This is a genomic window from Streptomyces sp. NPDC088354, from assembly GCF_044753585.1.
In the GTDB taxonomy this organism is placed as follows: domain Bacteria; phylum Actinomycetota; class Actinomycetes; order Streptomycetales; family Streptomycetaceae; genus Actinacidiphila.
Map to the genome: position 1 here is coordinate 567,054 of NZ_JBIVNJ010000001.1, position 26,028 is coordinate 593,081.

The 26,028-nt window shown below is 73.6% G+C and carries 23 protein-coding genes; 13 read left to right on the forward strand and 10 right to left on the reverse strand.

Annotated elements, in window-relative coordinates; translation table 11 throughout:
• Positions 1–66 precede the first annotated feature (66 nt).
• The gene (locus ACIP98_RS02670) at positions 67–474 is read right to left on the reverse strand and encodes a helix-turn-helix domain-containing protein (protein ID WP_319662985.1); all 408 of its coding nucleotides are present in this window, start codon (positions 472–474) and stop codon (positions 67–69) included.
• Positions 475–605: 131 nt separating this feature from the next.
• Here ACIP98_RS02670 and ACIP98_RS02675 point away from each other — a divergent pair, with 131 nt between their 5' ends.
• Complete coding sequence (locus tag ACIP98_RS02675) at positions 606–1,508, forward strand: NADP-dependent oxidoreductase (RefSeq protein WP_401973315.1); 903 nt, start codon at positions 606–608, stop codon at positions 1,506–1,508.
• A gap of 123 nt (positions 1,509–1,631) precedes the next feature.
• On the opposite strand, the gene ACIP98_RS02680 is transcribed toward ACIP98_RS02675, so the two are convergent.
• Positions 1,632–4,418: an FAD-binding and (Fe-S)-binding domain-containing protein gene (locus ACIP98_RS02680; protein ID WP_401973316.1), complete on the reverse strand. Its 2,787-nt coding sequence runs from the start codon at positions 4,416–4,418 to the stop codon at positions 1,632–1,634.
• An 84-nt stretch (positions 4,419–4,502) separates the two neighbouring features.
• Here ACIP98_RS02680 and serC point away from each other — a divergent pair, with 84 nt between their 5' ends.
• Positions 4,503–5,621: a phosphoserine transaminase gene (gene serC, locus ACIP98_RS02685; protein WP_319662988.1), complete on the forward strand. Its 1,119-nt coding sequence runs from the start codon at positions 4,503–4,505 to the stop codon at positions 5,619–5,621.
• A gap of 54 nt (positions 5,622–5,675) precedes the next feature.
• Here serC and ACIP98_RS02690 read toward each other — a convergent pair whose 3' ends face one another.
• On the reverse strand, positions 5,676–6,722 hold the full coding sequence (locus ACIP98_RS02690) for a hypothetical protein (RefSeq protein WP_401973447.1): 1,047 nt from the start codon (positions 6,720–6,722) through the stop codon (positions 5,676–5,678).
• Between the two features lie 574 nt (positions 6,723–7,296).
• Here ACIP98_RS02690 and ACIP98_RS02695 point away from each other — a divergent pair.
• The 3 genes from ACIP98_RS02695 to ACIP98_RS02705 all read left to right on the forward strand — a co-directional run bounded on the left by ACIP98_RS02695 (position 7,297) and on the right by ACIP98_RS02705 (position 9,568).
• Positions 7,297–8,001: a GDSL-type esterase/lipase family protein gene (locus ACIP98_RS02695; protein ID WP_319663079.1), complete on the forward strand. Its 705-nt coding sequence runs from the start codon at positions 7,297–7,299 to the stop codon at positions 7,999–8,001.
• A gap of 34 nt (positions 8,002–8,035) precedes the next feature.
• Positions 8,036–9,031, forward strand: a complete 996-nt coding sequence (locus tag ACIP98_RS02700; protein WP_401973318.1) for an aldo/keto reductase — start codon at positions 8,036–8,038, stop codon at positions 9,029–9,031.
• A 117-nt stretch (positions 9,032–9,148) separates the two neighbouring features.
• Positions 9,149–9,568 (forward strand): CBS domain-containing protein, encoded by a 420-nt coding sequence (locus ACIP98_RS02705; RefSeq protein ID WP_319662990.1) that lies wholly within the window; start codon positions 9,149–9,151, stop codon positions 9,566–9,568.
• A 137-nt stretch (positions 9,569–9,705) separates the two neighbouring features.
• On the opposite strand, the gene thpR is transcribed toward ACIP98_RS02705, so the two are convergent.
• Both thpR and ACIP98_RS02715 read right to left on the reverse strand, forming a co-directional pair.
• Complete coding sequence (gene thpR, locus ACIP98_RS02710) at positions 9,706–10,308, reverse strand: RNA 2',3'-cyclic phosphodiesterase (protein ID WP_319662991.1); 603 nt, start codon at positions 10,306–10,308, stop codon at positions 9,706–9,708.
• A 25-nt stretch (positions 10,309–10,333) separates the two neighbouring features.
• Positions 10,334–11,434, reverse strand: a complete 1,101-nt coding sequence (locus ACIP98_RS02715) for a citrate synthase 2 (RefSeq protein WP_401973321.1) — start codon at positions 11,432–11,434, stop codon at positions 10,334–10,336.
• 261 nt (positions 11,435–11,695) lie between these two features.
• On the opposite strand from ACIP98_RS02715, the gene pdxH reads away from it, so the two are divergent.
• Together pdxH and ACIP98_RS02725 are read left to right on the forward strand one after the other, a co-directional pair.
• Positions 11,696–12,316, forward strand: a complete 621-nt coding sequence (gene pdxH / locus ACIP98_RS02720) for a pyridoxamine 5'-phosphate oxidase (protein ID WP_319663080.1) — start codon at positions 11,696–11,698, stop codon at positions 12,314–12,316.
• Between the two features lie 369 nt (positions 12,317–12,685).
• The gene (locus ACIP98_RS02725) at positions 12,686–14,008 is read left to right on the forward strand and encodes a PAS domain-containing protein (RefSeq protein WP_319662993.1); all 1,323 of its coding nucleotides are present in this window, start codon (positions 12,686–12,688) and stop codon (positions 14,006–14,008) included.
• Between the two features lie 27 nt (positions 14,009–14,035).
• Here ACIP98_RS02725 and ACIP98_RS02730 read toward each other — a convergent pair whose 3' ends face one another.
• Complete coding sequence (locus ACIP98_RS02730; protein ID WP_319662994.1) at positions 14,036–14,785, reverse strand: SIS domain-containing protein; 750 nt, start codon at positions 14,783–14,785, stop codon at positions 14,036–14,038.
• A 112-nt stretch (positions 14,786–14,897) separates the two neighbouring features.
• On the opposite strand from ACIP98_RS02730, the gene ACIP98_RS02735 reads away from it, so the two are divergent.
• Both ACIP98_RS02735 and ACIP98_RS02740 read left to right on the forward strand, forming a co-directional pair.
• A complete protein-coding gene (locus ACIP98_RS02735; RefSeq protein WP_319662995.1) occupies positions 14,898–15,590 on the forward strand; it encodes a metal-dependent transcriptional regulator in 693 nt (230 codons plus the stop codon).
• 352 nt (positions 15,591–15,942) lie between these two features.
• Positions 15,943–16,809, forward strand: coding sequence for an alpha/beta fold hydrolase (locus ACIP98_RS02740; protein WP_401973323.1), 867 nt, complete (start codon positions 15,943–15,945; stop codon positions 16,807–16,809).
• A 16-nt stretch (positions 16,810–16,825) separates the two neighbouring features.
• Here the strand turns inward: ACIP98_RS02740 and purU are convergent, their stop codons facing one another.
• Positions 16,826–17,704 carry a formyltetrahydrofolate deformylase gene (purU, locus tag ACIP98_RS02745; protein ID WP_319662997.1) on the reverse strand — a complete coding sequence of 293 codons (879 nt, stop codon included), beginning with the start codon at positions 17,702–17,704 and terminating at the stop codon, positions 16,826–16,828.
• A 69-nt stretch (positions 17,705–17,773) separates the two neighbouring features.
• Positions 17,774–18,220: a hypothetical protein gene (locus ACIP98_RS02750; protein ID WP_319662998.1), complete on the reverse strand. Its 447-nt coding sequence runs from the start codon at positions 18,218–18,220 to the stop codon at positions 17,774–17,776.
• Between the two features lie 161 nt (positions 18,221–18,381).
• Here ACIP98_RS02750 and ACIP98_RS02755 point away from each other — a divergent pair, with 161 nt between their 5' ends.
• Positions 18,382–19,659: an ABC transporter substrate-binding protein gene (locus ACIP98_RS02755; protein ID WP_319662999.1), complete on the forward strand. Its 1,278-nt coding sequence runs from the start codon at positions 18,382–18,384 to the stop codon at positions 19,657–19,659.
• Between the two features lie 94 nt (positions 19,660–19,753).
• On the opposite strand, the gene ACIP98_RS02760 is transcribed toward ACIP98_RS02755, so the two are convergent.
• Both ACIP98_RS02760 and ACIP98_RS02765 read right to left on the reverse strand, forming a co-directional pair.
• The gene (locus ACIP98_RS02760) at positions 19,754–21,055 is read right to left on the reverse strand and encodes a hypothetical protein (RefSeq protein ID WP_401973324.1); all 1,302 of its coding nucleotides are present in this window, start codon (positions 21,053–21,055) and stop codon (positions 19,754–19,756) included.
• A 173-nt stretch (positions 21,056–21,228) separates the two neighbouring features.
• A complete protein-coding gene (locus tag ACIP98_RS02765; protein ID WP_319663001.1) occupies positions 21,229–22,611 on the reverse strand; it encodes a transcriptional regulator in 1,383 nt (460 codons plus the stop codon).
• Positions 22,612–22,868: 257 nt separating this feature from the next.
• Between ACIP98_RS02765 and ACIP98_RS02770 the strand changes: the two genes are divergently transcribed.
• Genes ACIP98_RS02770 through ACIP98_RS02780 form a run of 3 tightly spaced genes read left to right on the forward strand, consistent with a single transcriptional unit; the run spans position 22,869 to position 26,000 of the window.
• Positions 22,869–23,549 carry a bifunctional DNA primase/polymerase gene (locus tag ACIP98_RS02770; protein ID WP_401973449.1) on the forward strand — a complete coding sequence of 227 codons (681 nt, stop codon included), beginning with the start codon at positions 22,869–22,871 and terminating at the stop codon, positions 23,547–23,549.
• 37 nt (positions 23,550–23,586) lie between these two features.
• On the forward strand, positions 23,587–24,438 hold the full coding sequence (locus ACIP98_RS02775; RefSeq protein ID WP_319663003.1) for an ABC transporter ATP-binding protein: 852 nt from the start codon (positions 23,587–23,589) through the stop codon (positions 24,436–24,438).
• Positions 24,435–26,000, forward strand: a complete 1,566-nt coding sequence (locus ACIP98_RS02780; protein WP_401973325.1) for a transporter — start codon at positions 24,435–24,437, stop codon at positions 25,998–26,000. Before ACIP98_RS02775 ends, ACIP98_RS02780 begins: the two co-directional genes overlap by 4 nt.
• The last annotated feature ends 28 nt before the right edge of the window (positions 26,001–26,028 follow it).

Below are 26,028 nucleotides of genomic sequence, written 5' to 3' on the forward strand. Positions count from 1 at the left end.
GCCGGAAAGCGGACGTACGGCACAGGGGGATCGCGGAAATCCGGTCGGGCCGGTGCCCCGGGTCCGTCAGGACCCGCCCGCCCCGGCGTCGTACCGCTCGCGGGCCTCGAAGACCTCCTCGATGTGCTCCTCCGCCCAGTCCTTCACGGCGGAGAACAGCAGGGCCAGGCTCCCGCCCAGCGGCGTCAGGGCGTAGTCGACCCGCACCGGGACGGAGGGTGTCACGGTCCGCGAGACCAGGCCGTCGCGCTCCAGCGTGCGCAGGGTCTGCGTGAGCATCTTCTGGCTGACGCCCGGGATGCGGCGGCCGAGGTCGCTGTAGCGGTGCGGGCCGTCCCTGAGCGCGGAGAGCAGCAGGCCGGCCCACTTGTCGCTGATCCGGGAGAGCAGCTCGTTCGTCGGGCAGCCCTTCATGAACGCGTTGTAGACCGCGCGGGCCTCCTCGCGCCGCTGGGCCGCGGTGGTCGTCGCCATGGGGCTCCCTCCGGACTTCCCGGTACGGTACGCACTTCCGAGTACGTACTTACCAGAAGAGAGTAGCTCTCCCTAGGTTGGCGGTGGCGGCATCAGCCGCCGCACACCGTCGAGAACAGGGAGTTTCCGCCATGCGCGCTGTTGTGATCAGGAGGTTCGGCGGGCCCGAGGTGCTGGAGGTCATCGAGGCGCCGCTGCCGGAACCGGGACCGGGCCAGGTCCGGGTGCGGGTCGCCGCGGCGGGCCTCAATCCGGCCGATCTCGCCGCACGGGCCGGACTGTTCGGACCCGCGGAACTGGCGCCCGGCGAGTTCCTCGGGCTCGGCTGGGACGTCGCCGGGACGGTGGACGCGCTCGGCAGCGGGGTCTCCGGGCCCGCCGAGGGCACGGCCGTGGTGGGCCTGGTGAGCGGGTCCGGCCGGCGGTTCAAGGCCCACGCCGAGTACGTCGTGGTCGACGCGGACGCCGTCGCCGCGGCCCCCTCGTCCGTCGGCCTCGTGCACGCCGCGACCCTGCCGGTCAACGCCCCGACCGCCGACCAGGCACTCGGCCTGCTCGGCGCCCGGCCCGGCGACCGCCTGCTGGTCACCGGCGCCGCGGGCGCGGTCGGCGGCTTCGCCGTGCAGCTGGCCCACCACGCGGGGCTGCGCGTCGTCGCCCTGGCCCGTGCCGACGACGAGCCGCTGCTGCGTGAGCTGGGTGCGGACGAGGCCGTGGCGTCCCTCGACGGCGTCCGGGCCGACGCCGCCCTCGACGCGGCGGTGCTCGGCTCCCCCGTACTGGCCGCCGTCCGGGACGGGGGCGCCTATGTCACCGCCCGGCCCGGCGCGGTCCCCGCCGCCGAGCGCGGCATCCGCGTCGCCGCCGTCCAGGTCCGCCCGGACGGCGCCCGCCTCGCGGAACTCGTGGCGCTCGCGGACCGGGGCGTGCTCACCACGCGGGTCGCCGACACCTACCCCCTGGCGGATGCCGCCAAGGCGCACGCGCGCCTCGCGGAGGGCGGCCTGCGGGGAAGGCTCGTACTGGTGCCGTGACCGTTCGCGGCGACCGGGGCGCCTCCTCGCTTCGAGTGCGTGTGCGGCCGAGGCGCGCCGGCCCGTATCCGTTCGGCCCGGAGCCGGACACCGCGGAGCCGGTCCCGAGGCCCCGCCCCGCCGTCACAGTCCGTCGGCCAGGACCTCCGCGAGGTGCCGGGCGCGTACGCCGGCGAGCTGGTCGATCTGGGTGCGGCAGGAGAAGCCGTCGGCGAGGACGGCGGTGCCGGGGCGGGCGGTGCGCAGGGCGGGGAGGAGCTGCTCCTCGGCGCAGGCGACGGAGACGTCGTAGTGGCCGCGTTCGAAGCCGAAGTTGCCCGCGAGACCGCAGCAGCCGGCGGAGAGTTCGCCGGTGAGGCCGGCACGGGCGCGCAGCCGGCGGTCGGGGGCGTCGCCGAGGACGGCGTGCTGGTGGCAGTGCGTCTGACCGGCGACGGGCGCGCCGAGCCGGGGCGGGGTCCAGCCGGGGGCGAACTCCTCCAGGGTCTCGGCGAAGGTGCGTACGGAGGAGGCCAGTGCGCGGGCGTCGTCGGTGCCCAGGAGTTCGGGCAGGTCGGTGCGGAGCGCGGCCGCGCAGCTGGGCTCCAGGACCACGACCGGCAGTCCGGCGTCGAGGACCGGGCGCATCCGGTCCACCGTGCGCCGCATGACGGTGCGGGCCTGGTCGAGCTGGCCGGTGGAGACCCAGGTCAGACCGCAGCAGACGGCCCGCGGCGGGAGGACCGGACGCAGCCCCGCGGCCTCCAGGACGCGTACCGCGGCCCGGCCGGTGCCGGGGGAGAGGCGGTCGGTGAAGGTGTCGGGCCACAGGACGAGATCGCCGGGGGCCGGGGGGCCCGGCCGGCCGCGCGTCCGCCGCCACCAGCGCGTGAAGGACTCCTCCGCCAGCCGTGGCAGTGCCCGCTCCGGCGCGATGCCGGCCGCCCGCCGGGCCAGTGCGGCCGCCGGGCGGATCCGGGCCAGCGCGTTGAGCACGCCCGCGAACGGGCCGGCCGCGCGCAGCCACACCGGCAGCCGGCCCATCGCGTAGTGCGCGGCGGGCCGCGGCCGCCCCCGGTAGTGGTGGTGCAGGAACTCGGCCTTGTAGGTGGCCATGTCGACGCCCACCGGGCAGTCGCTGCGGCAGCCCTTGCAGGACAGGCACAGGTCCAGCGCGTCCAGGACCTCGGCCGAACGCCACCCGTCCGTGACGACCTCGCCCGCCAGCATCTCGTGCAGCAGGCGGGCCCGGCCGCGCGTGGAGTGGCGCTCCTCGCCCGTCACGCGGAACGAGGGGCACATCACCCCCGCGTCCGGCGGCGTGGCGTCGCGGCACTTGGCGACGCCGACACAGCGGCGCACGGCCGCCGCGAAGTCCCCGCCGTCGTGCGGGTACCCGAAGGCCACCTCGACGGGCTCCTTGGGCAGCACGGCGAAGCGCAGGCCGGTGTCCAGCGGTTCGGGCCGCACCAGCATGCCGGGGTTGAGTCCGCCCGCCGGGTCGAGCAGGTCCTTGAACCGGCCGAACAGGCCGACCAGTTCGGGCCCGTACATCCGCGGCAGGAGTTCCGCGCGCGCCTTGCCGTCGCCGTGCTCCCCGGACAGCGAGCCGCCGTGCGCCACGACGAGACCGGCCACGTCCTGCGAGAAACGCCGGAACCGGGCCACGCCCGCGTCCCGCACCAGGTCGAAGTCGATGCGCACGTGGATGCAGCCGTCGCCGAAGTGCCCGTACGGGGCACCGCGCAGCCCGTGCTCGGCCAGCAGGGCGCGGAAGTCCCGCAGATAGGCGCCCAGCCGGGCGGGCGGGACGGCGCAGTCCTCCCAGCCGGGCCACGCCTCGGTGCTCTCCCCCGGCCGGGTCCTGATGCGGGTGGCGGTCCCGGCCGCGTCCTCCCGCAGCCGCCACAGGGCGCGCTGCGCGGCGGGATCGGTGACCACGACCGAACCGGCGGCCCCGTCGGCGCCCGCCAGCCCGCGCAGCGCCTGCGCCTCCCCGACGCCCGGCATCTCCACGAAGAGCCAGGCCGCGCCCGCGGGCAGCAGTTCGGCCCGGCTCCTGGTGGCGCTGTCCACCAGGTCGGCGGCCATCCCCTCGACCGTGAGCGGACCGTACGGCAGCAGACCCGGCGCCGCGTCGGCGGCGGCGCCCTCGTCCGGGTACCCCAGGACGACCAGCACCCGCACCGGCGGCGCGGGCACCAGGCGCACTTCGGCCTCGGTGACCACCGCGAGCGTGCCCTCGCTGCCGGTCAGGGCGCGGGCCAGGTCGCGGCCCCGCTCGGGCAGCAGCGCGTCCAGGGCGTAGCCGGAGATCCGTCGGGGCAGGTCCTGCGGGTAGCCGGTGCGCAGCAGCGCCAGATGCGCGTCGGTGAAGGCCCGCACGTCCGCCCGGAGCGGGTCGCGGGTGCGCAGCGTGGCGCCGCCGTAGGTGAGCGCCTCCAGCCCGCGCACATTGTCCGCCGTGGTGCCCCAGGCCACCGAGTGCGCGCCGCAGGCGTTGTTGCCGATCATGCCGCCGAGGGTGCAGCGGCCGTGGGTGGACGGGTCGGGGCCGAAGGTCAGCCCGTGCGCGGCGGCCGCCCGCCGCAGGTCGTCCAGGACGACGCCGGGCTGCACACGGGCCGTCAACGCGTGCGGGTCCAGTGACACGATCCGGTGCATGTGCCGGGTGAAGTCCAGGACCACCCCGGTGCCCGTCGCCTGGCCGGCGATCGACGTGCCGCCGCCGCGCGGCACCACCGGCACGCCGTGCTCGCGGCACACCGCGAGCGCCGCGGCCACGTCCTCCGTGTCGCGCGGCGCCACCACGGCCACCGGGACGCGCCGGTAGTTGGACGCGTCCATGGTGGTCAGCGCCCTGCTCTGGGCGTCGAACGCGACCTTGCCCCGCACGTGCCGCTCCAGCGCCCGGCGCAGATCCTCCGTCATGTCCCCAGCCTGCCCCACCCCGGCTCATGTCTCACCGCGTGGACTACTCCCCGAAACCGCCTCGTAACGCACTACGCTGCGAATGTGGCCGAGATCCAGATCCCCGCTGACATCAAGCCCGCCGACGGACGTTTCGGTTCGGGCCCCTCCAAGGTGCGGCCGGAGGCGCTCGACGCGCTGGCCGCGACCGGCACCTCGCTGCTGGGCACCTCTCACCGGCAGGCGCCGGTGAAGAACCTGGTCGGTCAGGTGCGCGACGGCATCAGGCAGTTGTTCTCCCTCCCCGAGGGCTACGAGGTGGTGCTCGGCAACGGCGGTTCCACCGCGTTCTGGGACATCGCCACCCACGGCCTGATCGAGCGGAAGTCCCAGCACCTGAGCTTCGGCGAGTTCTCCTCGAAGTTCGCCAAGGCCGCCAAGATCGCGCCCTGGCTGGACGAGCCGACCGTGATCGCCACCGACCCGGGCTCCCACCCGGACGCGGTCGCCGAGGCGGGCGTGGACGTCTACGCCCTCACCCACAACGAGACCTCCACCGGTGTCGCGATGCCCCTGCGGCGCGTCGCGGGCGCCGACGACGGCGCGCTCGTCCTGGTGGACGCCACCTCAGGCGCCGGCGGCCTGCCGGTGGACGTCACCGAGACCGACGTCTACTACTTCGCCCCGCAGAAGTCCTTCGCCGCCGACGGCGGCCTGTGGCTGGCGCTGTTCTCCCCGGCCGCGCTGGAGCGCGCGGAGCGGATCGCCGCCTCCGGCCGCCACATCCCGGCGTTCTTCGACCTGCCGACCGCGATCGACAACTCGAAGAAGAACCAGACGTACAACACCCCCGCGCTGACCACCCTCTTCCTGCTGAACCAGCAGCTGGAGTGGATCAACGGCCAGGGCGGTCTGGAGTGGGCCGTCTCCCGCACCGCCGACTCCTCCTCGCGCCTGTACACCTGGGCCGAGAAGTCCGAGCACGCCACGCCGTTCGTCACCGACCCGGCCAAGCGCTCCCAGGTCGTCGGCACGGTCGACTTCGCCGACGGCATCGACGCCGCCGCCATCGCCAAGGTGCTGCGCGCCAACGGCATCGTGGACACCGAGCCGTACCGCAAGCTCGGCCGCAACCAGCTGCGCGTCGCGATGTTCCCGGCCGTCGACCCGGCCGACGTGGAGGCGCTGACCGCCTGCGTCGACTACGTCGCCGAGCGGCTCTGACCCCAGCCGCACGCGAAAGCCGGTGGGCACGGGTGCCCGCCGGCTTTCGCGCGCTCAGGACGGGCGACCGCCCCGGCGCAGCAGCCGGCGGCCCGCGAGGACGACCGCGGCCAGCGCGGCGATGGTCAGGGCGCCGACCGTGAACTGCCCCACCGACCGCTGCCCGCCGCCGTCCCCCGGTGCCTGCGCCCCGCCGCCCGTGGCGGACGACGAACCGGACGGCGGGGCGCCGGCCTTGCGGACGTCGTCGGGACGGTCGTCCCCGGTCAGGAGGACCCGGTAGACCTCGCTGTCCTGGCCCTCGCTGCCGTACATCAGGGCGCGTCCGTCGGTGGTGAAGGTCACGGACTCGCCCTGCCGCTGCAGCGGAACGTGCATCTGGTCGATGCGGTGCGGGGTGCCGTCCGCCCAGCGGTACATCAGGGCGCCGAAGTAGCCGCGCAGCACCAGGCGGCTGCCGTCCGGGGAGAAGGCGCCGTCGGTGATCCACAGCGGGATGTCGGTGGTGCGCCGGAAGATGTTCGTGCCGGAGGCGGTCATCCGCGCCGGGCCCTCGTAGAGCGCGCCGCCGTCCTCGTTCTTGCTGGCGATCCAGATCCGGCCGGTGCGCGGGTCGACCATCATGGCCTCCGCGTTCCGCGGCCCGGCGTCGTACTTCACGACGTACTGGGTGGCCCGCACCGTCTGGTCGGCCAGGCGCTTGGGCTCCGGGAAGCGGTAGATCCACACGTACGGCCAGCTGCCGCCGAGGTTGTCGCCGATGTCGCCGACGTAGATGTCGCCGTCCGGGCCGATGGAGATGGCCTCCACGTCGCGCGGGCGGCCGATGCCGCGCAGGGTCACGGTGGCGACGGTCTTGCCGGTCGCTGAGTCCACGGCGTAGACGTACGGGCCGTCGTCGCTGTCGTTGTGCGTCCAGTAGACGCCCTTGTGGAGCCGGCTGGCGGCCAGGCCGCTCGACTCGGTGATCCGCGGGTCCGTCATGGTGAAGGCCAGGGACTCGCCGTCGTCGGCGGCCGCGGTGCCGGCGATGCCGGGGACGCCGAGGAGCGGGACCGTGACGAGTGCCGAGGCCGCGGCCGCGGCGAGCAGGGGGCGCATGCGCATGCGCCCAGCCTGCCAGGTGCGCGGCTCAGCCGACGTCGAGGGCGCCGTCCGGCCGCGCTGGAGCCGCCTTTCGCATGCGCCTGTGGTGGTCTTGCCTTGCGCGGCGGCGCGTCCGGGACGTGCAGCGGTGTGCGGGGCGGGCGGCACCTCCGCGCCGTGCTTCGGCGCTGCGGCGAGCAGGGGGCGCTTGTGCGTGCGACCTGCCTGCGGGCGCTGTCCGACGGCGCTGGAGCCGCCTTTCGCGTGCGCCTGTGGCGGTCTTGCCTTGCGCGGCGGCGCGTCCGGGACGTGCAGCCGGGTGCCCGTCGTGCTCCCGCGCCGCCGCGCGGGACCCGCACGGGTCCAGTCGGTGCGCGGCGAGGGAGGTGATCCAGGCGAAGGGGCCCCGCCAAGGTGGCCGTTCCGCACCAGAAGCGACGACCCCGGGTGCGGAACGGCCCCCTCGGCAGGGCCGCTTCGGGCGCGGGGAGATGGGCCGCCTCCCGCCCGGCGGGGAGTGCCTATCATCTCGTCCATGTCCCGACTGTCCCGCGCACCCTTCCCATCCCGTGCGCCTCGCACCTCGTGGATGTTCGTCGGCGACTCCATGACCATCGGCAGCGCGGGCGACCTCACGTGGCGCTACCGCATGTGGCGGCACCTGAGCTCGCTCGGCGAGCCGTTCGCGATCGTCGGCCCGCGCACCGCGCTGTACGACGCGACGGCCGACGCCGCGGTCTCCCACGCCTACGGCGACCCCGCCTTCCCGCGGGAGGCGCGCCGCCACCTGGCCGGCTGGGGCGAGGGCTGGCTGCACATGGCGCCGCTGATCGAGGACGCGGTGCGCGAGCACCGGGCGGACGTGCTGCTGGTCTCCCTCGGGCTGATAGACCTCGGCTTCTACACCGACCCCGCGCAGACCGAGGACAACCTGCGGCTGTTCGTCGAGCGGGCGCGGGCCGCCAACCCCCGTGTCGCCGCCGTGCTGTTGCCGGTCATCCCCAACACCCGCTGCGCACAGGACCCCGGATTCGCCGCGCAGTGCGAGGAGTTCAACACCCGCACCGCCAAAGCCGTCGCGGACCTGGCCACGTCCGCGTCGCCACTGCTGCTGGCCTCCCGCCCGGCCGGCTGGGACCTCGCCCGGCACACCTACGACGGCACCCACCCCAACGCCGCGGGGGAGCACCTGCTCGCCGCCGCCTTCGCCGACGCGATGCACCAGGCGTGGGGCACCGGGGGGCCCTACCGGGGCGCTCCGGCGGACCCGGCGGCCACGGCGAACGGCGCTTGATTCGAGCGCACTCGAAGAGCTTGGCTGGTGGCCCATGGAGTACACACAGCTCGGACGCACCGGACTCAAGGTCAGCCGGCTCGTACTGGGAACGATGAACTTCGGCCCGCAGACGGACGAGGCCGACAGCCACGCGATCATGGACGCCGCCCTGGACGCCGGCGTCAACTTCTTCGACACCGCCAACGTCTACGGCTGGGGCGAGAACAAGGGCCGCACCGAGGAGATCATCGGCACCTGGTTCGCCAAGGGCGGCGGCCGCCGCGAGAAGACGGTCCTCGCGACCAAGGTGTACGGCAACATGGGCGCCGACGGCACGCCCTGGCCCAACGACGACAAGCTCTCCGCGCTCAACATCCGCCGCGCGTGCGAGGCGAGCCTGAAGCGGCTGGGCACCGACCACATCGACCTCTACCAGTTCCACCACGTCGACCGTGCGACGCCGTGGGAGGAGATCTGGCAGGCCGTCGACGTCCTGGTGCAGCAGGGCAAGGTGCTCTACGCCGGGTCGTCGAACTTCGCCGGCTGGCACATCGCCCGCGCCAACGAGGCCGCCGCGCGCCGCGGTTCGCTCGGCCTGGTCAGCGAGCAGTGCCTGTACAACCTGGCCGAGCGGCGCGCCGAGATGGAGGTCATCCCGGCGGCCGAGGCCTACGGCCTGGGCGTCATCCCCTGGTCGCCGCTGAACGGCGGGCTGCTGGGCGGCGCGCTGCGCAAGGAGCGCGAGGGCGGCGGCTCCCGCTCGACCTCCGGCCGCGCCGCCGACTCGCTGAAGGACAGCGCGGTGCGCACCCAGGTGCAGTCGTACGAGGACCTGGTCGACAAGGCGGGCCTGCAGCCCGGCGACGTCGCCCTGGCCTGGCTGCTGACCCGGCCCGGCGTGACCGGACCGATCGTCGGCCCGCGCACCCGCGAGCAGCTCGACTCCGCGCTGCGCGCGGTCGAACTGGAGCTGCCGGAGGACCTGTTGGCCGACCTCGACGGCGTCTTCCCCGGCACCGGTCCGTCCCCGGAGGCCTTCGCCTGGTGAGCCCGGCCCGCGGCCCGGGCGGCCCCGGTGCGGACGCCGTCCGTGCCGGGGCCGCCCCGTCCGGCGCAAGCGCCCGGTCCGGTCGCAGATTCACCCGGTCGGGCGCACGATGAGGGTATGACGACAGCCAAACAGATCATGCATCCAGGCGCCCGTGCGATCCCGGCGACCGAGAGCCTCGACCGGGCCGCGCAGCTCATGCGCGAACTCCACGTCGGCGCGCTCCCCGTCCATGGATCGGACGACCGGATGATGGGCATCATCACGGACCGCGACATCGTCGTGAAGTGCGTGGCGGCCGGCCGTGATCCGTCGAAGGTCACCTGCGGGGACCTCTGCGAGGGCACCCCGCGGTGGATCGACGCCGAGGCGGACGTCAACGACGTGCTCAGCGAGATGGAGACCCACCGCATCAAGCGGCTGCCGGTCGTCGAGAACAAGAAGCTCATCGGGATGATCACCGAGGCCGATCTGGCCCGGCACCTCACCGACGAGCAGATCGCCGAGTTCGTCGCGAACGTCTACGCCGAGACCTGATCCGCACCGGGCCCGGGGGCGCCGCCGTCAGCGGACCAGCGCGCTCACGACCACCACGACCACCAGCAGGGCGAGGGCGGCGGTCATCACTCGGGTTCGGGTCTTCGGGTTCACACTCCGAGGTTAACCCCAGCGGTTCAGTGCCCCAGCGGGCAGGTCCGCAGTCTCTCGTAGCGGGGCTGGGCGCCCGGCACCCCAGGTGCGGGCGGATGGCTCCGCACGAGGGCGATGGCGTCGGCCGTCCACACGGTGCCCCGGAAGGCGCCGAGCGCGTCGGTGAAGGGCCGCAGGCCAACCCGGCCGCGGTTGCCGCGCTGGCGGGCGAGGGTCAGATGGGCGTGGAAGCGGCCGTGCTCGTCCTCGTAGGAGACGCCGGCCCGCCGGGCGGCCGCCTGGGCGGCCTCCGCCAGACGTGCCGTGCTCCGGCCGTCCCGGCCGAGATCCCCGTCCGGCCCCGCCTCGTCCAGTCCCGCCCACAAGGTGCGGTCCCCGAAGCGGCCACCCCCGGCCAGACCGGCGCGGTACGGCTGATGGCGCCGGGCCGCCCGGTCCAGGCGCTCGACGAGCCCGGGGACCAGGTCCGGCCCGACCTCGCCGAGGAACGCCAGCGTCACGTGCCACCCGGCCCGTTCCGTCCACCTCAGCCCGTCGGCGTCCGGCAGGGCACGCAGCGCGTCCACCGCGGCACCGAGTTCCGCCAGCGCCGCCCTGGGGGGCACGACCGCCACGAACAGCCTCATGCTCCCCAGGGTGCCGCCATGCGCCCTAGCTCGCGATGTCGCCGTACCCCTCGACGTCGCGCGGGTCGCGGGGGCCCGGGCCCACGTAGCGGGCCGACGGGCGCACCAGACGCCCGGTGCGCTTCTGCTCCAGGATGTGCGCCGACCAGCCGGCGGTGCGGGCGCAGCTGAACATCGAGGTGAACATGTGCGCCGGGACCTCGGCGAAGTCCAGCATGATCGCCGCCCAGAACTCGACGTTCGTCGCCAGTACGCGGTCGGGGCGCCGTGCGTGCAGCTCCTCCAGCGCGGCCTTCTCCAGCGCCTCGGCGATCTCGAAGCGGGGCGCGCCCAGTTCCTGGGCGGTGCGCCGCAGCACCCGCGCACGGGGGTCCTCGGCCCGGTAGACGCGGTGGCCGAAGCCCATCAGGCGCTCGCCCTTGTCGAGGGCCTGCTTGACGTACGCCGTGGCGTCGCCGGTGCGCTCGATCTCCTCGATCATGCCGAGCACCCGTGAGGGCGCGCCGCCGTGCAGCGGGCCGGACATCGCGCCCACCGCGCCCGACAGGGCGGCGGCCACGTCGGCGCCGGTCGAGGCGATGACCCGGGCGGTGAAGGTGGAGGCGTTCATGCCGTGCTCGGCGGCGGACGTCCAGTAGGCGTCCACGGCCTTGACGTGCTTGGGGTCGGGCTCGCCGCGCCAGCGGATCATGAAGCGCTCGACGACCGTCTCGGCCTTGTCGATCTCGCTCTGCGGCACCATCGGCAGCCCTTGGCCGCGGGCCGACTGCGCCACGTAGGACAGCGCCATGACCGCGGCCCGCGCCAGGTCCTCGCGCGCCTGCTCGGCGTCGATGTCCAGCAGCGGTTTCAGGCCCCAGACCGGGGCCAGCATCGCCAGCGCCGACTGCACGTCGACGCGGATGTCCCCGGAGTGCACGGGGATCGGGAAGGGCTCGGCCGGCGGCAGCCCGGGGTTGAAGGCGCCGTCGACCAGCAGGCCCCACACGTTTCCGAAGGAGACGTGGCCCACGAGGTCCTCGATGTCCACGCCTCGGTAGCGGAGAGCGCCGCCTTCCTTGTCGGGTTCGGCGATCTCCGTTTCGAAGGCGACGACTCCCTCGAGTCCGGGTACGAAGTCGGACATCAGGCGGCTCCTCTTGATGCGGTCGACGATCGGCGGGGGCGGTGCTTGTGGCACGGGGTGTGGCACGGAGTGCCCGAACGATATCTCCGGGTGTCCGTCGGCGCTGTGAGCCCACGGATACCCGGCCTGTAAGTCTGTCCCCTCCCGCTGACGGCGTGAAGCGTGAGGTGGGGCACATACTTTGCGGCACACCGTGCCGCGGGGGCGGGCGCCGTGCTGCAAGATGTGCGGGTGCAGCACCTCCACCACGATCCCGCCGCCATGCGCAAGCAGTACCGCGCCCGCGGACTGGCCGAGGCCGAGCTGGCCGCCGACCCGTACACGCAGTTCGCGCGCTGGTTCGCCGACGCCGTGAACGGCGGCATCGACGAGCCCAACGCCATGGTCGTCTCCACCGCGGACGCCGAGGGGCGGCCCAGTTCCCGGACCGTCCTGCTGAAGAGCTACGACCACCGCGGCTTCGTCTTCTTCACCAACTATCGGTCCAGGAAGGGCCGAGAGCTCGGCGAGCGGCCGTACGCCTCGCTCCTCTTCCCCTGGCACCCGATCGCCCGGCAGGTCATCGTCGGCGGCCGGGTGGAGCGCGTGACGCGGGAGGAGACCGAGGCGTACTTCCGCACCCGGCCGCACGGCTCCCGGGTCGGGGCCTGGGCCAGCGAGCAGTCCTCCGTGGTCGGCACACGGGAGGAGCTGGAGCGCCGGTACGCGGAGCTGGCCGAGCGCTGGCCCGAGGAGACGGAGGTGCCGGTGCCGCCGCACTGGGGCGGCTTCCGGGTGATCGCGCGGACCGTGGAGTTCTGGCAGGGCCGGGAGAACCGGCTCCACGACCGCCTGCTGTACGAGGCGGACGGCGACTGGACGGTGCGGCGGCTGGCGCCGTAGGCCCCGCCGGGGCGAGGCCCGCAGACGCAGGCGACCCGCGGGCTGCTCCCTGGACGGAGGCCGTCCAGGCATCGGCCGGACGAATCCGACGAGCCCGCGGGTCGGGTGACTGCGATGGATTGGCCCGCGTCGCGCATCGCGCGCAGGCGAGGAGCGCGGTGCTAGCCCGCAGCCACCTCACGCGTCCGATGGGAACTCATTCTCCGGACCACCTCCCTTCGTGTGTGCCGCCACTCTAAGAAGCGGTCCGTCGCGCCACAACCTATTTTTTTGCGTCTCCCGTCACCCTTTAATGCACCCGCCGCCGGTGCGCACCGATTTCGGCGAACTGGCTGTGTCCTGGGTCACATCCGGGTTGAATGTTCCGACGTGCAGTCATTCGATGCGACGCCGCAGCTGCTCGCCGCGCTCCTCGACGGCATGGAGGCCGGACTCTGTGCCTTCGACCGCGACGGAGTGATCACGCACTGGAACACCGAGGCCGTGCGCATCCTGGGGTGGACACCCGAGGAGGCCGTCGGCCGCAAGGGCTTCGCCGGCTGGGCGGCGCGCACGGCCGACGCCGAGGAGGTCCGCTCCCGGCTGCTCGCCGTGATGGACGCCGCCGGGCGGCAGGTGCACGAGTTCGCGCTGCTGACCAAGGACGGCCGCCGGGTGCTGGTGCGCACCCAGTCCGCCGCCGTCCAGGGCGCCGACGGCCGCCCGGCCGGGGTCTACTGCGCGTTCTCCGAGGTGCACGCCCAGATCGACCTGGAACGCTCGATCGCCCTGAGCGAGGCGCTGTTCGACGACGCCTCCTCCGGTGTCGTCCTGGTCGACGCGGACCTGCGCCCCGTCGTCGTCAACGCGTACGCCGCCAGGGTGCTGCACACCAGCCGGGACGCGCTCCTCGGGCGGCCGCTGGGTGACTTCCTCGACCAGGGCGTGGAGGAACTGGAGTCCGCGATGCAGCACGTGCTCGCGGAGGGCGCGCCTCCGGCGCCGTCCGAGCTGTGGGTGGGCCTGCGTGAGGAGGGCGGCACGCGCTGCTGCTGGCGCAGCAGCTTCGTGCGGCTCGGCTCGCCGCTGGGCGAGGAGCCGGTGCCGCTGGGGGTGGGCTGGCTGTTCCACGACATCACCGACGCCAAGGTCGCCGAGCGGGAGGCGGCGGTGCTGCGCTTCCGCAGCAACCAGCTGCAGCGGGCGGCCCGGGCGGTCGCCGAGTGCCGGGAGCCGATGGAGGCCGCCACCTGCTACGTGGACTTCGCGCTCGCGGGCTTCGCCGAGAACGCGCTGCTGGACGTGCTCACCGGGGACGGGACCCGGCTGGTGCGCGCCGCCGCCACGCCCTCCGGCGGCTCCGGTCCCTGCCTGCCCGTGGCCGGTGGTATCCCCGTGCGCTACGGGGAGGGCCATCCCGCGCTCCAGGCGGTGGCCCGCACCGGGGCCGTGCGCGCCTCCTTCGGCGCGCTCGCGGGCTCAGAACCGGCCTCCCGCGCCCAGATCGACGCGTGGTCCGCCGCCCGCCGCTGGCCCGACGGCACGGTGCACGGCCTGTGCGCCGTGCTGCGCAGCCGCGGCCGCACCCTGGGCACGCTCACCTTCCTGCGCGGCATGGGGCGGCGCCCCTTCGACCGCGTGGACGCGGCCTTCGCGGAGGACGTGGCGCTGCGGGTGGCCGCGGCCCTGGACCTGGCGCCGCGGGGGCGGTAGGCCCGGGGCCCGGGTGGGGACATGCGCTCAGTGGCGGTAGAAGATCCGGTCCCGGTACGCGTCGAAGACCGCCGCGTTCCACTCGTGGCCGCCGTCCACGTTGCCCGAGCGCAGCATCGGAGGGGTGGTCCCGCGCTCCGCGAGCCGCTGCGCCGCCGTCGCGACGACCGCCTGCATCAGCGCGCTGGTGACCACGGTGGAGGCGGGCCCGAAGGGCGCCGGGACGGCCGCGTGGGACAGCTCGGCGTCGCCGAGGGCGATCTTGCTGTCGAGGACGATGTCGCAGTGGTCCTTCAGGAACGTCCCGCTGGAGTGCCGCGACCGGGTCTCCTTCGCGTACGCGACCGAGGTGACGCCGATGACCTTGACCCCCATCGCCCGCGCGTCCCGCGCCATCTCCACGGGCAGGGCGTTGCGTCCGGACAGGGAGACGATCACCAGCACGTCGCCCGCGCGCAGCGGCGAGGTGCGCAGCACGACCCCGGCGAGGCCGTCGACCTGTTCGAGGGCGCTGCCGAGGGTGGCCGGGACGACGTCCACGCCGACCGCGCCGGGCACCGCGAGCAGGTTGACCAGGGCGAGCCCGCCGGCGCGGTAGACGACGTCCTGGGCGGCGAGCGAGGAGTGCCCGGCCCCGAAGGCGAAGACCCGCCCCCCGCCGGCCACGGCGTCCGCGACGGCGGTGGCGGCCGCCTCGATTCCCTCGGACTCCTCGTCCCTCACGCGCCGCAGGAGTGCGATGGCGGCGTCGAAATATGTGGCGGCCAGATCGGTCATGCCGGCAACCGTGGTGCGCGCGGCGTCCGCCTGTCAACCGCAGGGGACCGGTTGTCGGTCCGATGCGTCAGAATTGAGGCCAGGGCCACGCACGAGCCACCGAGGGGCACGCATGTCCGGACTCATCGACACGACGGAGATGTATCTCCGTACCATCCTGGAGCTGGAAGAGGAAGGCGTGGTCCCCATGCGCGCCCGAATCGCCGAGCGGCTGGACCAGAGCGGTCCGACCGTGAGCCAGACCGTCGCACGCATGGAGCGCGACGGTCTGGTGCACGTGGCCGGCGACCGGCATCTGGAGCTGACCTCGGAGGGCCGCCGCATCGCCACCCGCGTGATGCGCAAGCACCGGCTGGCCGAGTGCCTGCTGGTCGACGTGATCGGCCTGGAGTGGGAGCACGTGCACGCGGAGGCCTGCCGCTGGGAGCACGTGATGAGCGAGGCCGTCGAGCGCCGCGTCCTGGAGCTGCTGCGGCACCCGACGGAGTCGCCGTACGGGAACCCGATCCCGGGCCTGGAGGAGCTGGGCGACAAGGACGGCGCGGACCCGTTCCTGGATGAGGGCATGGTCAGCCTGAGCGAGCTGGAGAGCGGGCTCTCCGAGGCGAGTGTGGTCGTGCGGCGGATCGGCGAGCCCATCCAGAACGACGCGCAGTTGATGTACACGCTGCGGCGGGCCGGCGTGCAGCCCGGCGCGGTGGTGTCCGTGACCCCCTCGGCGGGCGGTGTGCTGGTCGGCAGCGGCGGCGAGGCCGCGGAGCTGAGCAGCGAGACCGCCTCGCACGTGTTCGTCGCCAAGCGGTAGGCGTCGCGTCCGGCGCTCCGGCGGGCGGGCGCTTCGCCGGGCCCTCGTGGTGGGAGGGACTCCGGCGCCTCCCCGTGCGCCGGAATCCCGTCCTCCCCCCCGGTTCCCCCGTTCCCCCCCCGTTCCCCCTGGTCCCCGTGGAGGCCACCCGGATCCCCGAGCTGTCCGGGTGGCTCCCCGCTGCCCGTCTTCCCCGCCGGGCCGCGTCCCGCTGAAGTCCTCCCCTCGGCACGCGCCGACAATCCTTGAGCGCTGTCACTCGAAAGAGCGGTGTTGCGCGTGTGAAGAGGCTTCTCGAACAGAAATTCGATAGCGTGGGGTCCTGAGAACGTCACGCACCAGGGGGCGCCACATGGCCAGGCGTAGGGAAATCACCGGAGCGGACGGCCTTCCGCTCACCGCGTGGGAGCACGCCGGTGGGCCGGGAGCGGCCTCCGGCCCCGCCGTACTGCTGCTGCACGGGCTGATGGGCCGTGCCTCGCAGTGGGCCGGCACCGCCCGGCGGCTCGTCGGCCGCCACCGCGTCGTCGCGCTGGACCAGCGCGGGCACGGCGGCAGCCCCAAGCCCGAGGGGCCGTACACGCGGGAGGCGTACGTCGGCGACGCCGCCGCCGCGATCGAGCAGCTGGGGCTCGGCCCGGCCGTCGTCATCGGGCATTCGATGGGCGCCCTGACCGCGTGGCAGCTCGCCGCCCGCCGGCCGTCCCTGGTGGGCGCCGTAGTGCTGTGCGACATGCGCGCGGCGGCCGTCGGGGAGGCCGATCAGCGCTCCTGGGAGGACTGGTTCCGTGCCTGGCCGGTGCCCTTCGCCAGCCTGGACGCGGTGCGCCGGTGGTTCGGCGAGGAGGATCCCTGGACGGAGGGCCGCCGTCCGGCCCGCGGGGAGTTCTTCGCCGAGGTGATGGAGCAGGCCGCCGACGGCTGGCGCCCGGTGTTCGACCGGCGTCACATGCTGCGCTCCCGTGAGCCCTGGGTGCACGACGCCCACTGGGACGAACTGGCCCAGGTCGCGTGCCCCGCCCTCGTGGTGCGCGGCCTGGACGGCGACCTCGGCCGCGCGGAGGCCCAGGAGATGGTCCGTGTCCTGCCCCGGGGCGCGTACGCGGAGGTTCCCGACGCCGGGCACCTGGTCCCCTGGGACCAGCCCGAGGCCTGGCACACGGCGATCGAGGGCTTCCTCGCGGACGTCGCGGAGGCGCCGGTGTGCCGCGCGGGCTGACGCCGCGCGGCAGGGTTCAGGCGAAGACGACCGTGCGGTGTCCGTTGAGCAGCACGCGGTGCTCGCTGTGCCACTTCACGGCCCGCGCCAGGGCCTGGCACTCCACGTCCCGGCCGACGGCGACCAGTTGATCGGGCGTCAGGTCGTGGCCGACGCGTTCGACCTCCTGCTCGATGATCGGCCCCTCGTCGAGGTCCGCCGTCACGTAGTGCGCCGTGGCGCCGATGAGTTTCACGCCGCGGGCGTGGGCCTGGTGGTAGGGGCGGGCGCCCTTGAAGCTCGGCAGGAAGGAGTGGTGGATGTTGATGATCCGCCCGGACAGCTCCTTGCAGAGGTGGTCCGAGAGGACCTGCATGTAGCGGGCGAGGACGACCAGCTCCACGCCCTCCTTCTCCACCAGCGCCAGCAACTGGGTCTCGGCCTCGGCCTTGGTCTCCTTGGTCACCGGGATGTGGTGGAAGGGGATGCCGTAGGAGCCGACCAGCTCCGCGAAGTCGGTGTGGTTGGACACGACGGCGGCGATCTCGACCGGCAGCGCGCCGATGCTGGTGCGGAAGAGCAGATCGTTGAGGCAGTGGCCGTACTTGCTGACCAGCAGGACGATCCGCATCCGCTCACCGGACGGCGTGATCTGCCAGTCCATGCCGTAGGCGTCCGCGACGGCCGCGAAGCTGGCCCGCAGCTTCTCCGCTCCCACCGGGTGGTCCGACGTGAAGTGCACCCTCATGAAGAACAGTCCCGTGTCCCGGTCACCGAACTGCTGGCTGTCCTCGATGTTGCACCCGGTCATGAAGAGGTAGCTCGACACGGCGTGCACGATGCCCGGCTTGTCGGGGCAGGACAGCGTGAGGATGTACTGCTCGGACGGCTGCTGCGACTCGTCGACGGCGTTCACGGGCCTAGCCTCGCACACGCGGTGCCGGCTGATCCAAGACGTCCACGGGCCGGTCGCCGGGCAGTCCCGTCAGGCGGTGCGCATGTAGATCTTGAGCACGTCCAGGGAACGCGGCGGCGTGTCCGGGTCCTCGCCGTCCGCGGTCGCCAGGCGCACGTGCGCCTCGCGGGCCGCGCGGACCGCCTCGGCCCAGGCGTGGTGCTCCAGGTACGCCGAGATCGGCGCGTCGGCGCCCACCTGGTGCAGGATCTTCAGGACCCGCAGCACGGCCACGTCGACGAGCGCGGCCTCCTGCGAGTCGCGGAAGACCGTTCCGACGTACTTCTCGGCGGACCAGTTGTCGAGCCAGGTGTCCTCGACCAGGCGGTAGACGGCGTCCGTCACGTCCCCGTAGCCGGGCCGGCCGGCCAGCCAGGTCTCCTGGTGGAAGACCGGGTCGCTGATCATGTGCAGCGCGGAGCGCACATTGGCGCGCCAGCGCCACCACGGCATGTCGTTGAGCGGCATGTCTCCCATCGTGGAGGAGCGGACACGCCGGCGGGAAGACTTCTCGGCACTCTGCACAGTGCACGATCGTACGTGCTCCAGATAGGAGCACATTATTTTCACCCTCCCGTGGCTCTGCGTTCCCTTGCGTTCACCCTGGAGTTGCGGAAGGAGCGGAATCGTCCCGTTCCATGAGTGATTGGCGTTCGCGAACGGCCGTCCCCCTCGTCAGCGCGGCGGCCGGCGTCGCTCTGCTGGTCGGCTGCGGCGTGCTCCCGGGGGGGACTGGGGGTTCGACCGGACCCATTGTCGTGATGACGTGGGCCCCACAGGGAACCAATGCGACCAACATGCCGGGTATGCCGGCCATGGCGAGTACCTTCGCCAAGTACGTCAACGCCAAGGGCGGTATCGGCGGACGTGAGCTGAAGGTCGTCAACTGCAACGAGCACAACACCTCGCTGGGCGCGCAGGATTGCGCGCAGCGTGCCGCGGACGAGGGCGCTGTCGCGGTCGTCGGTTCGTACAGCCAGTACGGCGCGGCGTTCACCTCCACGCTGGAGGCCGAGGGCATCCCCTACATCGGCGGCTACGGCGTCACGCAGGACGAGTTCGAGAGCCCGCTGTCGTACCCGATCAACGGTGGCCTGACCACGCTCATGGCCGGCAACGGCCGTCAACTGGCGGGCAAGTGCGACAAGGTGAGCCTGGTCCGCCCCGACACGGCGGCCGGCGACCTGTTCGCCCGTTTCCTCGACACGGGCCTGCAGGACGCCGGGCGCACGAAGGCGACGGACCTGCGCGCCAAGGAGGACTCCACCGACTACAACGCGATCGCCCGGCAGGCGGTCGGCGAGAACAAGGCCGGCGAGTGCGTCAGCGCGGCCCTCGGCGACAAGACCGCCGGCTTCTTCGACGCGTTCCGCCGCACCACCACCCATGACGCGCTGACCGGCAAGGACGAGAAGCCGAAGGCCCTGATCGCCTCCGTGCTCGGCAGCGTGCAGCAGTCCACGCTCGACAGCACCGGCGGCGCGAGCAGCCCGCTGGAGGGCGCGTACGTCACCGGCTGGTACCCCCCGGCCTCCGACGCGCGCTGGGCGACGATGCGCGAGGCGATCAGCAAGTACGCCTTCGGCAACAACGACATCGACCCCGACGACCCCGGCGTGCAGACCACGTGGATCGCCTACACGGCCTTCGCCGAGGTCGTCGACGAGATCGGCCGGGACGCGCCGATCACCGCCGCCACGGTGAAGCAGGCGTTCGACCAGGCGCACGGGATCTCCACCGGCGGGCTCACCCCGCCGCTGGGATGGCGTGAGCAGGACGCCGCCTCGATCATCGACCAGCCGCGCATGGTCAACGGCAAGGTGACCTACCAGAAGGTCGTCAAGGGCCAGTTGGTCGCCGTGAGCAGCGGCTTCGTCGACATGACGAAGACGCTGGAGAACGCCCCCCGCGACTGAGCGCGGGCGCCCGGACCCGGACGGCGCCGGTACCGCATCGCGAAAGCCCCGGAGCCGTGTGCTCCGGGGCTTTCGCGCGGGCCGCCGCGCCCGGTCAGATCTGGGTGTACTGGTGCTCGGTGAGGTTGTACTTCTTGGCGATGGAGTTCCACAGGCCGACGGCCGTCTTCTTGGCGTGCGTCGCGTTGCCGCTCTCGTTGTTGCCGGCGGCGGTCTGCGGAGTGTTGCGGGCCTTGCCGTGCTTGCACAGGTGCTTGCCCTGCTTCACCTGGTCGGCCCAGGCCGCGTAGTGGTTGTCGGCGGCGGCCGAGGCCGTCCACGCCTTGTTGAGGGCGTCCACCAGCTCCTGGTGACGGGGCAGCTGGTCCACGGAAAGGGTCTTCAGCCGCGCCATGAGCTCGCCGCGCTGCTTGGCCGCCGCCCGCAGGTCTGCGGCCGCCTGGTCGAGGTCGTCGCACTTGGTGATGTTCGCCACCGCGTTGATGACGGAGGTGCGGCTGCCGCCGCTCTGCCTCAGCAGCTGGTCCAGCTGCTTGGCCTGGTTCTCCGCCGCGTCCGCGCCGCCCCCGGAACCGTCGGGCGCCGTGGAGGAGGAGGGGACCTGGCTCGAGCTCGCCGCAGGGGTGCCGTCGTCGCCGCCGCTCATGAGCGCGCCGGCGGCGAGGCCGGCTATCGCGCAGCCGCCCACCACGATGCCTATGAGGGCCATCGGGGACAGCTTGCGGCTCCGCCGGGGCTCCTCGTAGCCGTCGTACGCGTCGTACGACGGGGCCGGGGGCGGCTGCTGGTACACCGGCGGCTGGTAGGCGGGCTGCGGCTGGAGGTGCTGCGGCTGCGCCGGGCTGTCCTGGCGGTACAGGTGGCCGAAGTCGTCCTGCGGCTCCGGCTGGGCCTCCTGCGGGTAGCCGTACGCCGGTGCCGCCGGGGACTGGGGTTGCGGCAGGTACTGCGCCTGCTGCGGGGACAGGTCCTCGTAGCGGGGCAGGTGCTGCGTCGCGTCCGCGGCACCCGGGGCGCCGGGCCGGACATCGAACGCCGACTGGGGCGCCGCCGGGAACGGGGGCAGCAGCTGGGTGGCGTCGGCCTGGCCCTGGAACTGCGGCAGGGGCTGTCCGGCGTCCTGCGCGGCCGGGGGCTGGGCCTGCGGGTAGGGCGGGAACATCTGCGTCGCGTCGCTGTCCGGTACGGGCGCCTGGTGCCCGTAGTAAGGGTCCTGCTGCGCCGGCTGCCGGCCCCAGGGCTGCCCGCCGGCCGGCCCGCCGCTCCACGTCGGGGGCAGCTCGGGCTCAGGTGCGCGCCCCTGCGCGGGCAGCACCACGCCCTCGTGCACCTCCGGATACGCCTCGTCACCGCGTCCGCCGTGCATCACCGCTACCTCTGCCTTCTCCGTCGACACGGAATCGTCGGCTCACGCTACCGGGTCGGCTTCGCAAGGCACCACGCCGCGGGGGGTCCACGAAGTCCCCGCCGGGTGCCTCGGCGCAGAACAAGGTGCCCGCGGTGGTGGGTTGATGTCGTTCGCATAACAATTCGGGTTCGCCCTCCGGTCGTCCGGAGGGCGAACCCCGGTCAGGCCGCCGCCTCCTGCTCCTCCAGGCGGGCGTCGAACTCCCGGACCGCGGATTCCGCCGCGTACGGCTGGAGACGCGTCCGCAGGTCCTCCAAGTACTCCGCCCCGCGGTTGGAACGCAGCGTGGACAGCAGTTCCACGGCCTGCGCCCCGGTGTGGCAGGCCTGTTCGACCTCGCGCTGCTGCACCTGCGCCTGGGCCAGCACCAGGAGCCCGATCGCGCGTCGGCGGGCCTTCTCCGGACCCAGGGCGGACAGCGCCTCCTCGGCGCGGCGCGCGGCCTGCGGCGCCTGGTTGAGGTCGCGGTGGCAGTGCGCCAGTTCGTCGGCGAGGTAGGCCTGATTGAAGTGGGCGATCCAGTCCGGGTCGTCCTCCGGGGCCGAGCGCTCCAGTGCCTCCACGGCCTGCCCGGCCACCGCGCCGCAGGCCCGTGCGTCGCCCATCAGGGCGTGGCCGCGTGCCTCCGCGGCGTAGAACATGGCCTGCGCGGTCGCGGTGACCTGGCCCCGGGCGCCCTCCTGTGCGGCGCGGGCGAGTTGGGCGATCTCGCGCGGATTGCCGAGCTGCGCGGCGAGGTGGCTCATCCCGGCCGCGAGCACGTAGCCCCCGTACGCCCGGTCGCCGGCCGCCTGGGCCAGCCGCAGCGCCTGGATGTAGTAGCGCTGGGCGAGTCCGGGCTGCCCGGTGTCGACCGCCATGTAGCCGGCGAGCTCCGTCAACCGCGCGACGGCGGAGAAGAGCTGACGTCCCGTCGCCTCGCGGTAGGAGCCCGCGAGGAGCCCGGAGACCACGCTGTTGAGGTAGTGCACCACCACCGGGCGCACGTGGCCGCTGCCGAACCGGTGGTCGAGCTCGTTCAGCGCCCGGGTGGTGGCCCGGACGGCCTCCACGTCGGACATGCCGACCCGCGGGCCGCCGGTGCGCGCGACCTGCGTGTCGGCGCGGGTGATCAGCCAGTCACGGCTCGGCTCGACCAGCGCGGAGGCGGCCACCGACGAGCCGGTCAGGAAGTCGCGGCGCCCCACGTCGCTGCGCCACAGCTCGCAGACCTGCTCGATCGCGCCCAGGACGGTGGGCGAGAAGTGCAGGCCGACACCGGTCGCGAGGTTCTTGCCGTTGGCCATGCCGATCTCGTCGATCGTCACGGTGCGGCCCAGCTTGCGGCCGATCGCCTCGGCGATGATCGCCGGGGCCCGGCCCCTGGGCTGCTGGCCGCGTAGCCAGCGGGCCACCGAGGTCTTGTCGTAGCGCAGGTCGAGGCCGTGCTCCGCCCCGCACATATTGACCCGGCGGGCCAATCCGGCGTTGGAGCAGCCGGCTTCCTGGATCAGTGCCTGCAGCCTTTCGTTGGGCTGACGTGCGACGAGCGGTCGTGCGGCCACGGGCTCCCCCTCATAGCTGCCGCTTGTGCGGGACCTCAAGATCCCTTGCTTGAAGATCCCTTCCCGGTACGCGCCTCTCGGATTCGCCGCAAACGCCATAATTTGCGGCGGGATGCATGCCTACACACCCAAGAGTGATTACCCGGATCATGTACGACCCTCTACCGCGCGCCCCCGCTCGTGCACCCGTGCGCCCGCCATGACCCGCGAGGTGGACGCGTCACCGCCCGTAACCCGTGCTCAGCGCCGCAGTTGTGATGGTCGTGGAAGACACCGTGGACGACACCCTCACAGCCTCCCGGCAGACCGCCGGCCAACTCCTCGACGCCGCGGTCCGTTACGCGGAGGAGCGGCACTGGGATGTGCTCCCCGGAGCCTGGCTCACCGACGGGACCGGTCCGGCCGCGGCTTACGCCGGCCGGCGCACCCCGTACTGCTCGTGCGGCGCGCCCCGCTGCCCGGCGCCCGGCGCGCACCCCCTCACGGCCGACTGGATCGGGCAGGCGAGCGGGAGCGCCGCCGCCGTGCGCCGGATGTGGCTGGCCCAGCCGGACGCCTCGATCCTGCTGCCGACCGGCCGCTCCTTCGACGCCATCGACGTCCCGGAGGTCGCCGGCTGTCTCGCGCTCGCCAGGATGGAGCGGATGGAGTTGCCGCTGGGCCCGGTGATCGGCACCCCGGACCGGCGGCTGATCTTCTTTGTGCTCCCCGGCGCCGGGGCGAAGGTGCCCGACCTGCTGCGGCGGCTCGGCTGGTCGCCGTCCTCACTGGACCTGGTCGTGCGCGGCGAGGGCGACTGGATCCCGGCCCCGCCCACCCGGCTGGCGGGCGGCCAGACCGTCCAGTGGGCCCGCAAGCCCACCGCGGTCAACCGCTGGCTGCCCGACACCGGGGAACTGCTCAGCCCCCTCGCCTACGCGTGCGGGCGGACCAGGTAGCCGCCGCGCTGTCGGCGCGGCGGCATAGGCTGGGCTGATGCCGAACGAACCCGCCACGCCGCCCGCCGTGCGCGTCCAGGGACTCTGGAAGCGCTTCGGGCAGCAGATCGCTGTCGCCGGGATCGATCTGACGCTGCCCGCCGGTCACTTCGTCGGGCTCGTCGGTCCCAATGGCGCGGGCAAGACCACGACGCTGTCCATGGTCACCGGGCTGCTGCGGCCGGACGACGGCACGGTCGAGGTCGCCGGCGCCGACGTCTGGCGCGACCCGGTCGCCGTGAAGTCCCGCATCGGCGTGCTGCCGGAGGGGCTGCGGCTCTTCGAGCGGCTCACCGGGCGCGAGCTGCTCGCGTACACCGGACGGCTGCGCGGCATCCCCGGGGCCGAGACCGACCGCAGGGCGGCCCAGCTGCTCGACGTCCTGGACCTCGCCGGGTCCGCGAACAAACTGGTCGTCGACTACTCGACCGGCATGCGCAAGAAGATCGGGCTCGCCGCGGCGCTGCTGCACAACCCCGAAGTGCTCTTCCTGGACGAGCCGTTCGAGGGGGTCGACCCGGTCTCCGCCCAGGTGATCCGCGGCGTCCTGGAGCGCTACACCGCCTCGGGCGCGACCGTGGTCTTCTCCTCCCACGTCATGGAACTGGTGGAGAGCCTGTGCGACTGGGTCGCCGTGATGGCGTCCGGCCGGATCGTCGCGCAGGGACGGCTCGCGGACGTCCGCGGGCAGGCGGCGACGCTGCAGGACGCCTTCCTCACGCTCGTGGGGGCCCACGACCGCGCGGAGGGCCGCGAGCTGGACTGGCTCGGCGGAGGCGGGACCGGTGCGGCCGGGACCGGCGGGTCCGGGACCGGCAAGGCCGGCGGCCGGGGAGCGGGACGGCCGTGACGGGGACCTTCGTACGGCTCAAGCTGTCCGTCATCCGCAACGGACTGCGGCAGTCGACCGGCCGCACGGTGGGCTGGATCGTCGGCACGCTCGCCGCCCTGCTGTACGCGCTCGGCCTCGCCACCGGGCTGGTCGTCCTGCACGGCAACGACTACGCGCCGGTGGCGGCCGTCGGCGCCGGGACCGTGCTGGCCGTCGCCTGGGCGGCGATGCCGCTGTTCGTCTTCGGCGGCGACGACACCCTCGACCCCACCCGGCTCGCGATGCTGCCGCTGCGCCCCCGCCCGCTGATCGTCGCGCTGCTGGTCTCCTCCCTGGTGGGCGTCGGACCGCTGCTGACGGTGCTGGTGGCGACCGGCGCCGCGGTGGCGGTGGCCCACGGGGCGGGGTCGGTGGCGGCGGCGATCGTCGCCGTGCCCCTCGTGGTGGTGCTGTGCGTGACGCTGTCGCGGGCCGTCGCGGCCGCCAACACCCGGTTGCTCACCAGCCGCAGGGGGCGCGACCTGGCGCTGCTGAGCGGCGTGCTCGTCGCCGTCGGCGCGCAGTTGGTCAACCTCGGGGCCAACGCGCTGGCCTCCGGCAAGGGTCTGGAGCGGCTCGAGGGCGTCACCTCCGTGCTGCGCTGGCTGCCGCCCGCCTCGGCCCTCGACGCGGTGCACGCGGCCGGTACCGGGGCGTACGGGCTCGCCGTCGTCCAACTCCTGTGGACCGCGGCGGTGCTGGCCGGCGTCCTGGTCTGGTGGCACCGCAGCCTGGACCGGCTGATGACCCGTCCCGACTCCTCCACCCTCCAGGCCTCGGGGCCGGCGCGGGTGCGCACCACGCGCAGGCTGTTCCCCGAGGGACGCACCGGCACGGTCATGGAGCGCCAGTTCCGCTACGCCTGGCGCGACCCGCGCACCAAGGCCGCGTGGGCCACCGCGCTGGCCGTGGGACTGCTGCTGCCGGTGGTCTCCGCCGTGCAGCACGGCAGCGTGTACTCCGCGTGCTGGGCCGCCGGACTGCTCGGCCTGCAGATGTACAACCAGTTCGGCATGGACGGCTCCGCCTTCTGGACCGTCGCGGCGACGATCTCCTCCCGCGAGGACGCCTACGCCGAACTGCGGGCCCGCGCGCTGGCGATCGCGGTCGTGGCCGTCCCGTACGTCGCCGTGGTCACGGTCGGGGCGGCGCTGCTCCTGCACCGCCTCGACGCGGCGCCGGAGACGCTCGGGCTCTCCTTCGCGCTGCTCGGCGCGCTGATCGCCACAGGCGCGTGGGCCAGCGTCCGCTTCCCGTACTCCATGCCCCGGGAGAACCGCTTCGGCAGCTCCGCCGCCCCGGGCCAGGGCAGCCTCGTCTGGCTCAGCCTCGTCGGCGGCGCGGGCACGGGGACCGTGCTCACCCTCCCGGTGCTCGGCCTGCTGATCTGGCTGCACGTCGCGGACCGCCACGGCGCGCTGTGGCTCGTCCTGCCCGTCGGCTGCGTCTACGGCGCGCTGCTCGCGGCCGCGGGCGTGCGGGCGGCTGCGCCGCGCATGCAGGGGCGGCTGCCGGAGATTCTGGCGGCGGTCAGCAAGTAGCGCTTCGCGCGGGCGCGGGCGCGGGCGC